Source organism: Sporosarcina sp. Y1011 (assembly GCF_057669885.1).
Genome location: NZ_JBYHFP010000004.1, coordinates 218827 through 231423, shown reverse-complemented (window position 1 = coordinate 231423; position 12597 = coordinate 218827). Strand labels below are relative to the sequence as shown.

Sequence of the window (12597 nt, the reverse complement as noted above, 5' to 3'; positions counted from 1 at the left end):
ATGATTTAGATGAACAGAAATTAGGAGGAACATAATGAATAACACAGAAATTGTTTCAAAGCTTTGGAGCTTAGCGTCAGTATTAAGAGATGACGGTATAACTTATCATGAATATGTAACCGAATTAACATATCTGCTTTTCTTGAAAATGATGCAAGAACAAGATACAGAGTCTATTATTCCAGAGGGGAAGCGTTGGGCTGATCTAGTGAGTAAAGAGGGTCTCGAATTAAATCGATTCTATAGACAATTGCTACTTGATTTGGGTAGTGAGGATATTGAAAATGAGAGCCTGCGTATGATATATAATGGTGCAACTACAAGTATCGATGAGCCGAAAAATCTCGAAAAAATTATAAAATCAATTGATGGTTTGGATTGGTACAGTGCGAAAGAAGAAGGGTTAGGCAATCTGTATGAAGGATTGCTCGAGAAAAATGCAAGTGAAAAAAAATCAGGAGCAGGACAATACTTTACTCCACGTGTACTAATTGATGCAATGGTTCAACTGCTTGACCCTAAAGTAGGCGAGCGTTGTAATGACCCAGCTGCAGGGACATTTGGCTTTATGATTGCGGCTGACCGTTATTTAAAAGAAAAAACAGATAATTACTTTGACCTTTCCCCAGATGAAGCAGAGTTCCAGAAAAAGCAAGCCTTTACAGGGATGGAGCTTGTTAAAGATACACATCGTTTATCTTTAATGAACGCATTACTGCATGATATGGAAGGAAGATTAGAACAAGGTGATACGCTATCAGCAAATGGTAAATGGATGAAAAACTACAATGTTGTTTTAACGAATCCGCCATTTGGTACGAAAAGAGGCGGCGAACGTGCTACACGTGATGATTTAACATTTGAAACATCAAATAAGCAATTAAACTTCCTGCAATTAATTTATAACTCACTTGTAACAGATGGTACAGGGCGTGCAGCAGTAGTAATACCAGATAACGTATTATTTGAAGGTGGAATAGGTGCGCAAATCCGTCGGGACTTAATGAATAAATGTAATTTACATACAATCTTACGTTTACCAACAGGTATTTTCTACGCACAAGGCGTTAAAACAAATGTTTTATTCTTTGATAGAGGAAAAACAGATGAGGGGAACACAAAAGAAGTATGGGTATATGATATGCGCACAAACATGCCTTCATTTGGAAAACGTACTCCGTTTACAGAAAAACATTTTGAAGGATTTATTGAGGCATACAAAGCGGAAAACCATTTTACTGTGAAAGATGACCGTTGGAATATGTTTACACGTGAAGGTATTGCTGCAAAAGATGATAGTTTAGATATTGGTCTAATCGCGGACGACTCCCTATCAGCTTATAATAACTTACCAGACCCAATTGAATCAGCGGAAGAAGCGATTGAAAAACTACAACAAGCAATGCGGTTGTTAAATGAAGTCGTAGGAGAACTACGCGCTGTTGAGGTGGCGGGGGATGAGTAAGAAAAATAAACAACAAACGTTAGAGGAATTAGTAGAAGAAGCGTTATTACCAGAAGATGAACTACCTTATGAATTACCTGGGAATTGGAAATGGGTAAAGTTTGATAGTGTAATTAAATTAAGTGGTAATAGAGCAGATGCTATTAAACAAAAAGAGTATGCGATAAAAGGAAGAATTCCCGTAATAGACCAAGGAATGCAGTTAATATCTGGATTTACTAATAATCAAGAAAATGAATACACAGGTGAATTGCCAGTTATTGTTTTTGGTGACCATACAAGGTGTATAAAGTGGATAGATTTTAATTTTGCTCAAGGAGCAGATGGGACAAAATTGTTAAAACCTAGTAAAAACCTTTATTCAAAGTATTTTTATTACTTATTAAAAACAGTTAACATACCGAACAAAGGGTATAGTAGACATTATAAGTATCTAAGAGAAAGTCTATTACCAGTTCCACCTTTTAACGAACAAAAACGTATAGTAGAGACAATAGAAAGTCTTTTAAGTAAAATTGAAGAGGCTAAGCAATTAATTGAAGATGCAAAAGAAACATTTGAACTTCGTCGTGCTGCGATTTTAGAAAAGGCTTTTAATGGAGAGTTAAATACTTTAACAAATATTAAAGATGAGACTAATAACAGAAAAAATAATATAGATATTGATGGAACAATTGGGCAACTTAAAGAGCAATGGAGTTTTAAAACCATAAATGAAGTTTTTGAGGTGATTAATGGTGATAGAAGTTCAAATTATCCTAAAAAAATTGAATTGGTTGACTTGGGAATACCTTTTATTTCCACTAAAAATCTTCATAATAGAGATATTGAAATGGAAAATTTGCAATTTATTACTCAGGAAAAGTTTGAATCATTACGTAGCGGTAAACTACAAGATAAAGATATCGTAATGTCTTTAAGAGGAAGTATTGGGAAATTAGGATTATTTTTAAAGAATGACTTCTGTAATACAGGATTTATAAACGCTCAATTAGTTATTTTAAGATTAAAAGAGAAAAACGTTGACTACTTACCAGAATATTTTCTTTACTTGATGACTTCTAGGTATTTTAAAGACCAACTTACAATATATTCTACGGGCAGTGCGCAACCACAATTAGCAGCAAATGAACTAAAGAAAATTAATATACCTGTACCGTCTATTGAAGAACAAGAAGCCATTGTAGGTATTTTGGTAGCTTTGAGGAAAAAAGAAAATGAGATTTCACAATTGTATTCTGACTCATTGAGATTGATAGAAAAAATATCAAAGTCTATTCTCTCGAAAGCTTTCAAAGGAGAACTAGGCACAAATGATTCAAAAGATGAATCTGCAATTGAATTATTAAAATCTGTCTTACAAGAAATAATGAGTTGAGCTTCAAAATATTAAAGAGTTGATATATAATATTAATTAGAAGGTCTTTGAACCAAGTTTGTTAATATGTAATACTCACTACAGAGTAAAACCGTAAAATAAATTAGTATGAAAACGGACAAACCGTTGAGACTCTTAGGTCGGCATAGTGCTACGCGAATCCAAATAGGCAAAATACACGCGTAGGTGCTTAAGTGTTGGAGCCTCTGGACGCGGGTTCAAATCCCGCCGTCTCCATAAAGCAATTTCATTGAGTTTCAATGAACGTCAAAACCCTTGGTATATAAGGATTTTGACGTTTTTGCTATTTCATATAGTTTCATTGAATTTCAAATTAAAATAGTCAAAGCCTTCGTCAAAAACAGATTTAATTTGATAAATATTTCTCGGATTTTTCAATGGTGCTTGCCTTTGCTTTTTTTGTAACATGCGTATATACATCCAACGTGGTTTTCACATCTTTATGACCTAAGCGAAATTGTACTTCTTTAATTGTTGCACCAGCTTCAAACAGCAAGGAACAGTGTGTATGACGTAAGCCGTGAGTTGTAATAGGATCAAGTTTATATTTTTCCCTAATATATTTTAACCAGCGAAACGTTTTATTAGGCTCATGTAAATCATTAAACGTATTTGGAAACACAAGTTGGTTTTGCTTCAGCGTATTTATGCCGTGTGGCAGGAAATCTTCTGCTAGCTTCTATTTCCATGCCTTTAGAAGTTGCATAGTCGTATTATCCATCTTAATTGTGCGTGGTAAGCCGTTTTTAGTTGGACCTAAATAAAGACCTTCTTTTCCACGTGCGACAGTTTTATTGATGCGTACCTCATTGTTTTCAAAGTCAATATCTTTCCACATTAGGCCAAACCCTTCACTTTTACGCATACCAGAAAACGATAATAAATGAAAGAAAGCATAACGTCGTAAATTATCTTCTATAAGAAACTTATTATGTTCGATAAGTTACCTAGAAATCCCTATGCTTTCTACGAAAAGATTAACTCCTAAAGTTGTCCATAAGAAAAACAAAATAGAAAAACTCGTTTAAGCCTTATATATCAATAGTTTAAAGGACTGTTTTCCGTTAAAAAATGAACCGCTAATAGGTTTTGATATTAGGTTTGATATTGAATTTGATATATAAAAGTCCATCCACAATAATTTTCAAAAATATTTAATTCAAAATCTAAAACAGTAAAAACATTACAGTTAAAACTAGTTTTTACTGTTTGAATATAAGGAGAGGAATTACTTAGATAATGGATGTTTTGCGGGTAGGGGGCGTTCGCAATCATTTAGAAACGGCCAGCTGGCGATAGAACCAACAGAATCCTTGAGAACGAGAAATATAACCGGATGGATTTTATTCACGCACTATTGGGAAAAGATAAAGTCATCACTCTTTTAAGCAATTAACAATTGTTCTCTACATAACTGTTTTAAGTGCGTTTATTAATATGTCACATATATTGCGGCATGTCATGAATTGGTGTCTAAAGAATCCATTTATATCGCAGTAGACATTAGCGAAGATAGACCTAAGGAAGTTTTAGCCGTAACTGACAAGAACGGTTGGAGGAAATCAAAGGCTGTGGTGTTGAAGATGTCCCATATTTATCTTAGACGGCTTAATAGGTGTATTTTGCAAAACGAAGTATATTGCAGACTCGAAGTTGATTTGACAAGGAGCCTCTACGGGCAAGATGCACAAGCCAAGAAGCCAGGGCCACAAGGACCTGGCGAAGCCAATGCAGCCAATGCAGGCAATCATGCCCGCCTCTCCATGTGAAATATTGCTCAAATCGGTATGTATTTTTCTTTGCAATTGCCACCACCATCGTATTGCAATTCTATGTACTGTTATTTTGCATTACACAATAGGCATGGTATACGCGAACCAGTGTCTCAAAAAGCGAAATATCAAGCGTGTTTAGTCAACGTGGCACACAATATTTAGCATAAAGTTGTTGTTTAAAATCGCCAGAAAATTTGTGATGACTTTAAAACCACAAAAAAGCAACAGACAGTAAAACAGGGCAAGCAGCATAAAGAACAATTAACCTGGTGGCGCAATTCAAGGAATAAAATCAGCGCTTTACGACCCGACGTTATATTGATTTTAATAAAGACGTGTTGCTCTTGAAAAATCATAAACACAAAAATATTGACAATACAATATGAACCCTAACAACGATACATTGAAAATACTACTAGCTACATTTTTTTATTTAAATTTATCTAAGCAGCAAATTTGGATAACTAGTGCGATTGCGTGGCAAATAGGGGTTGAATGTATAATCAGGAACTAAATTAACGCTGAAACTCTTAAACACTTAAACACTAGTAAAGGTATTGATCTGATATTAAATCTTGCCATTATTAGATTATTTTTAATAGGTGAAATTGACTAAAATTAGTATAGATTGTATAATCTAATAGTCTCATAAAAATGGTTATGAGAGAGATAGGTTTCATGCTTGGCAAGTTTCTTAACGTTAAGAACCTCACCAAGCAGCCATATGATTTCTAGATACAGTAACAGTAGTTGCAGGTCTGGCAAGTCAGTCAAACTTATCACAGTTGTAATTACCTCCTTAATGTAATTATAATTGAGTGTTTTAAAGATTTTCGCTTTTAACAAAGTGAAATATAGTGGTCAGCAGAGCATTTATTCTTATGAATAAATGACACAACATTAGGCTAGGAGGTTGTTCTGTTATGAAACGGAGTAAGGGACCACGACGATTACATAACCTTCCTAGCTCTTCTAATATCAACTGGTCAAAGTATAAACAAAAGAATTATTTACATTTCGATGAACGTATTAAAATAGAGCATATGAAGTCTAAGCTCCAAGATAGTGAATGGGTAGCTTCTTATGCTTTTTTACCGTCCATTCACTTTGAAATTATTTTTAAAAAGTACGTAACAATTCCAGAATTATACGATCATGTGAAGAAGAGCAAAAGGAAAGAGAAGAAAAAGAAAGTAAGAAAAATTTTCTACTCAGCACATAAAGATAGCTATATCTATAAATACTACGGTGATTTATTAAACAATTCTTATAACCAATTTGCTGAAGACAAAAATATCGATGAAATAGCAGTAGCTTATAGAAATAATAAAAAAGGTAAGAATAGTGTGAACTTTGCGCACGAAGTATTTGAACATTTATTTAAGCAAGAACATGCGGTAATTATTTCAATGGATTTCACGAGCTTCTTTGATAATATTTCACATAAAACATTAAAAAACAATATAAAGCGCGTTTTGAATGTGGATAGCTTATCAGATGATTGGTACAAGATATTTAGAAACTTAACGAAATTTACATACGTCAATAAGGATGATATTGACCAGTTTTTAGAGACTAAGCATGGTGAGAAGAAGCTAAAGAAAATAAAATTATCTAAAATAATGGAGCCGATTGAGTTTAGAGAATTTAAAAAGGAACATCTGCATGTAAATAGAAATAAATTTGGGATACCACAGGGGTCTGGAATGAGCGCAGTATGCTCAAATGTTCATTTAATAGACTTCGATAAAGAAATGATGCAGTGGGCAAAACAAAAACATGTTAAAGCCTTATATAGAAGATATTGTGATGATCTCATTTTAGTTATTCCAATTTCAAATCAAGCAACAGATACAGTCCATTCAATAAGAGATGAGTTATTAGATATTATGGAGAAGTATAAAGAGGATGGTTTAGATATACAAAAAGAAAAAACAGAAATCAGGCTTTATCAAAATGGAGATATTTTAAATGAGCAACTGCAGCCATCTACATTAGATTATTTGGGCTTTGTGACGAATGGCAAGTTAATAAAAATCCGTGAAAAGAGCCTATTTAAATATTACTCAAGGGCATATAGGAAGGCGAATACAAGCAAACGTATTTCATACGCTACTGGTCGTCCAGGTCCTAAAAAAGAGCTTTATGACTTATATACACATTTAGGTTATCAATATAAAGACTATGGTAATTTTATCTCTTATGCATATAAAGCTCATCAAAAAATGAATCAATTGCCAGTAAGAAGTATGATTCGAAGGCAGGTTAAAAGGCATTGGATTAGAGTACAGAAGAGGATGAAATAAAAGGACGCTTTTTATAACCCTTCAACTTTTAGATTAGTAATAAAGTGGAATAATGAGCTTGGAAAAATAGATATACCCGACATAGTTAAAGATAGTGTCTCTAACTATATAGTTGATAGATACAGAGATTTCGGATTTGATAAGGCACCAAAATATAAATATTATCTTTAGAAGCTGCTTTGTGATCTTCCGAATGAACCGCATCCGCCAGCTAATAAAGCAGAGGGATGGCTATATACACTTAAAGACTTGAAAGAAAGCACTGGTCCTGTATTCACAATTAACCAAATGAAGAAAAATCATTTACTGTCTGATTGATAAGACTAAAAATATATATAGTATTTATTGTTTGGGGAATACAAAATGATAGCATAAATGGAAATATTACCTATACAATTAAACCCACCAACATCCCTTGTGTTACCACATAGACTCCGCACATAGCGAAGCGGTCGCGTGGTTGGAGTTAGTGTAATGAACTAAGGCAAAAATAATATAAGATTTCGCTACAAAGTTTATTCAGAGATGAACTTCGTAGGATTTTTATTAGTAGTTGTAGTATTAAATGAAGTACCAGTTTATATGATAAAAAACGTAAAGAAAAATCAATTGTGTATTAAACACTTTAAAATTTGTCACAGGGGGGAAAGATATGGCAAACTCTCAATTTCAATATTTCATTGATGAACATGCACAAAACTTTAAAGGAGCATTTGAAAGTTCGAAATCACTTTTTAAAAAGCATCCCGATGCAATGAGTTTTCATAACCATGAATTTGGCACATATCGAGAAGAACTGGTAAGACAATATTTAAGATCTTTTATTCCTGAATTTCTTGACATAAGTCAAGGTTTTATAATTACTCCTTCTGATAGGAATAGTCCTCAATGTGACGTAGTTGTATACGATAAAGGAAACAGTCCATTAATTCAACCAGCGGGTTTACAAAGGTTCTTTACTGTGGAAAGTGCAGCAGTTATAGGAGAAGTGAAGTCGGATTTAGCATTAGGTGCTGAAGAGAATTCTTTGAAAAGTAGTTTGTTAAAACTCGCAGATAAAGTGAAACCTCTTAGAGAAGATGTAAGTTTAAATTCTTTAGTCTTATTAAAAGGCAATTCATACAGGAAACAAACTGATTTCTTTTATAACAGATTACTTGAAAATGCTGCGGTACTAAAAAAGTTAATCTGCAGTTTAGAAGAAAAGAAAAAAGAAAACTTTATGGATATATTAAAGGAAGTAGACGAGAAATTAGAGTTATTTTCTAAAAACATTCAAGAAATAAAAGTTGGGTTTGAGGTACAACAAAATGTTGAAATTAAAATAGAGCAAGCGATAAAAGATTTTAACACTATGCACAAAACATATGCGGCAATGAGATATAATCCCCAATCATTTCATTTTGACCACCTGGCAACTTTTCTAGTTTGTAACAAATTAAAATTTGGAGAAACAGATGAATCAATTGAAAAAAACAAAAAAAGTTTAATTGAAAATATAGAAAGTTGGTACGGAACAACTGAACAGTATAACTGGCACAATATAATTCTAAGTATCAAAGATGGTATCATTTTATATAAAAGTAAAAAAGGAGAATATTGCCCATATCCTGTTTGGTGGGGAGAAAAGACAGAGATGGTTTTTGTGCCAGCTAATGAAAATAATGATCACATTAAATTATTTTTTTATTTTATGTATCAAATATCAAGCAATGCAACAATTTTGTACCCGGAAATTAATGAATATATAACAATTCCAGACATGAAATATTAAAACTATTACAGGAATACCAAGAACAGTAAGGAGTTAATTGACGAGCCAATGAATAACACACTGACCCAATTCATATTAAAAATTTTAGAAAACATAATACAAATAATGAAGTTTACTTCCAATGGAGTTTATGAAATTATTAAAAATAATAATTCGGTAATAGTATTATGCATATTATTAGTATTAGTAGTTATTTATGTATGGGATAAAAAAAATAAAGAGCGAAGTGCTGCTTTTTCTAATTTGAAAATTATAAATATAATGAGTCATATAGCTTTAGCCTGCATTTTGGGCCATCTATTTAAAATAGCAAATCTTGAGAAAATAAACCATTTGTTATCAATGTACTGGTCAATTGGCTATATTTTGTATTGTTTTATTTTTATTTTGTTTTTAAAAGAATTAGTTATATATATTAAATCATCTAATAAAATAACCAAAAATTTTTCCAAAATATATTATTACTTGGGGTTAACATATATTTTTACTGCAATATCTATCAACGAGTTAGTTGTTATAAATGATCTTATGTTCATTCTTGTAATTATACTAGGTTGGTCTGTATTACAACTTTTATCACAAGAATCTATAAAGAACAGCGATACAGTTGATGAAGAATCAGATGTTGAAATTAATTCATATAAAAAACTATTGCCTACTCGACAACGGGAACTAAAAAAAATATTAGGCTTGTTAAGCGGAAACAATTACAATGAACCATTTGCTCTATTGTTAAATGGAAATTGGGGAGAAGGAAAAACCAGTCTGGTAAACGTTCTTTCAAAGAAATTAAAGGCAGACGGTAATTTTAATATCTTTATTCAACCAATGGTATTAGATACAACGGAGAAACTGATGGAGTATTTTTTTAGTCAGCTTGAAGATATATTGAAATTAAATGGTATCTATACAGGTAAAGATAGCCCCTTTAAAAAGTATATAAATATAATATTCCAAAGTATTAATACTCTAAACTTAAAGCAAGTAATTAAGCTAGATGGATTACTAGATAATTTGGATGATAATGAACAAGTTGATTTTAGAAACACTAAGAAAATATTGGAAAATGATATTCAGAAACTGCTAGGAAATACTAAAACTAAAAAAAAATCAAAATATAATGATGATGATATATCAGACCTTAAAAACTTAGGAATAAATCATAAGAAAATTTTTATCATTGTAGATGACTTTGATAGAGTAGAGGAAGAAACTTTTAAAAATACATTGATATTTATAAAAGAGTTAGTAAATTTTAAAGGTATAAATGTGATTTTTTTAATGGATGAACAACGAATTGAAAAACACGAAAAGATAAATAGAGATTATCTGGATAAATTTGTGAATATGAAATTCCAGTTATCTAAAATTACTTATCATGAGATATTTAATTATTTTATTAAGAACTTAAAAATAGAGAGATTAAACATTGAATGGTCGAATAAAGTTGGTATTAAAATAAAAGAAAATATTGTTGTTAATATTGATGAAATTATATTAGATTTTGAAAAAAATAGTGAAGAAATTCAAAAAAATAACGAGTCTTTACTAAAGGAAAAAAAGGCTAATAAAGAAAAACAAATTGATACATATTCCAATTTAGAAGAAAAATTAAATAATGAAATAAAGGAAAATGAATTTTTACTCTATAAATTAAAAGATGGAGTATCAAATTCTAGAAAAGTTAAAAAATTGGTAAGAGAATTAAAACAAATTCTAATCTCTTGTAATGAGTTATATTATGAAAATCAAAATTTTAAAAAAAATCTGAACAAAATAAATCAAGTTGACGAATTAATTATTAGAATTGCTGTCTTTAAAGTGCTTTTTGGGGAACACTTAGATGATTTTAATAAACAACATGATGATTTTTATAGTGTTATGAATAAAATAAAATATCTTCAGTTAAAAGATTACTTACTAAGTTCATTATTTTTAAAATTTAATAATGGTGGTTATACCCAAGGGAAAGGCTTGGAAATGGATATTATAAATGATTTTTGTAATGCATTAATCTTTAACCGCTCATTTAATAATTTATTGCGGGACAAAAAGACTGTTAGCGAAATCATTCTAAGTAAATTAGATGACCCAAATATTGAATTGGACATTGAAAGTCTTGAAGATATTAAGGAATATTTAGATACTATAATGTTTAATTCAGACAATGTTAATAGTAGTATTATAAAATTAAGAAGACAAAAGTTAATAAACCATATAAATAGTTTATACGAAAATCGGATACTAAATCTTAAAAGTTTATTTGAAATTCTTGGTAATCCACAAAGAAATCCATTATTAGATGATGAATTATATCTCTCAACTTTAAATTCTATTATTAAAGAAGATACTAGTTTTGTAGATTCAAATGAAAAAAATGTTAGCCAGAATTATCTTGAAAATATCTCAGTAAGTGTCTTCTTGAGTTATCGAAACAATATTATAATGCTTATGAGACTACTAAAGTTAGGAGATTCTAGATATAGTTATGAAAGCATTTCAACAGATATGAATGACATTATTAGATTTGAAAAAATGGTAGATGCTATTAAGGGAATCTATAATTTAGAGGAAACATCAGAATCACAATTAGATATTTTTAATCAATGGCTTAATGACTCAATTCAAAAAATAATTAATGAAAATGTAGATAATGAATATATTATAGAATCAGTAAAACACTACGGAAATAGTATTCGAAAATTCTTGAAAATATATGAAATAAAAGAAGAACTCAGAGAAAAATTAAAATATTCTAAAGTGAATCTAAGTAATAAATTGAATGAAAAACTTTCTTATTCTTCTATTAAGGAGTTAACTTACGATATAGAGGATATTTATAGAATTATGATTGTTAAAAAAGATAAAATAACTTTTCAGCATCTGAGTTATTTTAGTTCCATTCTTGGTCACTTGGAAAGATATACAAGAAATAATAAAATTGATAATGAAATTATTAAAAAGATTAAGGAAATATACAATGCTTTACCGATTGATGATTATGAAGAAAACATCGAAGGAAAAAGTACGTGGGTTTTGTGTACATTAAAATTAGGTGAAATAATAGAGAATATTAAACGGTTGAATATAAGCTAATCCTAGTTGTACTAGAGCAATTTATATAGGACTTGCTAGATATAAAAGTTAAGCGATTGAAAGACTTGTCTCCGTAAGCAATATTAATAAAACATAGTCAAAACCGTTGTCAGAGGTTTTTTTAGAGTCTAAAAAAACCTTATAAACCCTGATCTGACAGTATTCTTGAGAGATAGTGTTTCGACTCCCGCCGTCTCCATAGAGATATGGCTGATAATGTAGTCGTATTAACGGTTTTAGAGAGTAGGGATATTGAACGGGAGGTAAACTCCTGTGCAATATCCCTATTTTTATTGCTAAGGAAAAGAAACACATTTTGTGGCACGTTAATTTGTTAATAATAAACTGGTTGACAAGTTTTTAACAGCTTGTGGAGGTGGAGACGTGAAGCACTGAAAATGCAACGAAAACAGACACTTTAAAAGTAAATGAAGCTGGAGAAAATGAATTTATACTGATAAGTAAGGGTTTTGAAAAGTATCCAGTTTGGTTCATAGCGAATCAAGATCTAACATGAGATAGTCGTATTGATGAAGTGTTTGTTTTTAAAGATGGGGATGTAACAACATATTGTGGCTACACAACGCTAACAATTGAAGAAATGAACGAACTTAAGGATGAAGAAATCATTCAACATGCAAGTGAGGGTGCTACTTCAATAGTGAACGGTAACTATTCTCTGAATATCATTCTATACGGTAATGGTCATGACACTAAAGAAGTAGAACTTCTTGTAAAGGATGATTCTATAGTGCAGAAATTTTGAAACAACCATACGGTGA

At 31.0% G+C, this 12597-nt stretch carries 6 protein-coding genes and 1 pseudogene; 6 read left to right on the top strand and 1 reads right to left on the bottom strand.

The features are described from left to right. The first annotated feature begins 34 nt into the window (after positions 1-34). Positions 35-1465 (top strand): class I SAM-dependent DNA methyltransferase, encoded by a 1431-nt coding sequence (locus AC25Y5_RS07255; protein WP_488139727.1) that lies wholly within the window; start codon positions 35-37, stop codon positions 1463-1465. Next, a complete protein-coding gene (locus AC25Y5_RS07250; RefSeq protein ID WP_488139726.1) occupies positions 1458-2843 on the top strand; it encodes a restriction endonuclease subunit S in 1386 nt (461 codons plus the stop codon). Before AC25Y5_RS07255 ends, AC25Y5_RS07250 begins: the two co-directional genes overlap by 8 nt. A 367-nt stretch (positions 2844-3210) precedes the next feature. On the opposite strand, the pseudogene AC25Y5_RS07245 reads toward AC25Y5_RS07250, so the two are convergent. Continuing rightward, positions 3211-3783, bottom strand: a pseudogene (locus AC25Y5_RS07245) (site-specific integrase). A gap of 1779 nt (positions 3784-5562) precedes the next feature. Here AC25Y5_RS07245 and AC25Y5_RS07240 point away from each other — a divergent pair. The 4 genes from AC25Y5_RS07240 to AC25Y5_RS07225 all read left to right on the top strand — a co-directional run bounded on the left by AC25Y5_RS07240 (position 5563) and on the right by AC25Y5_RS07225 (position 12581). Continuing rightward, positions 5563-6945, top strand: a complete 1383-nt coding sequence (locus AC25Y5_RS07240; RefSeq protein WP_488139725.1) for a reverse transcriptase domain-containing protein — start codon at positions 5563-5565, stop codon at positions 6943-6945. Positions 6946-7597: 652 nt separating this feature from the next. Next, entirely contained in the window at positions 7598-8719 is a 1122-nt protein-coding gene (locus tag AC25Y5_RS07235) for a DUF6602 domain-containing protein (protein WP_488139724.1), read from the top strand. A 48-nt stretch (positions 8720-8767) separates the two neighbouring features. Further along, a complete protein-coding gene (locus AC25Y5_RS07230) occupies positions 8768-11815 on the top strand; it encodes a P-loop NTPase fold protein (RefSeq protein ID WP_488139723.1) in 3048 nt (1015 codons plus the stop codon). A 535-nt stretch (positions 11816-12350) separates the two neighbouring features. Continuing rightward, a complete protein-coding gene (locus AC25Y5_RS07225; RefSeq protein WP_488139722.1) occupies positions 12351-12581 on the top strand; it encodes a hypothetical protein in 231 nt (76 codons plus the stop codon). Positions 12582-12597: the final 16 nt, after the last annotated feature.

Excerpts from the sequence above, each read along its gene's own strand:
- AC25Y5_RS07235 (WP_488139724.1), top strand. The coding sequence starts at position 7,598 with ATGGCAAACTCTCAATTTCAATATTTCATTGATGAACATGCACAAAAC.
- AC25Y5_RS07230 (WP_488139723.1), top strand. The coding sequence starts at position 8,768 with ATGAATAACACACTGACCCAATTCATATTAAAAATTTTAGAAAACATA.
- AC25Y5_RS07255 (WP_488139727.1), top strand. The coding sequence starts at position 35 with ATGAATAACACAGAAATTGTTTCAAAGCTTTGGAGCTTAGCGTCAGTA.
- AC25Y5_RS07240 (WP_488139725.1), top strand. The coding sequence starts at position 5,563 with ATGAAACGGAGTAAGGGACCACGACGATTACATAACCTTCCTAGCTCT.
- AC25Y5_RS07250 (WP_488139726.1), top strand. The coding sequence starts at position 1,458 with ATGAGTAAGAAAAATAAACAACAAACGTTAGAGGAATTAGTAGAAGAA.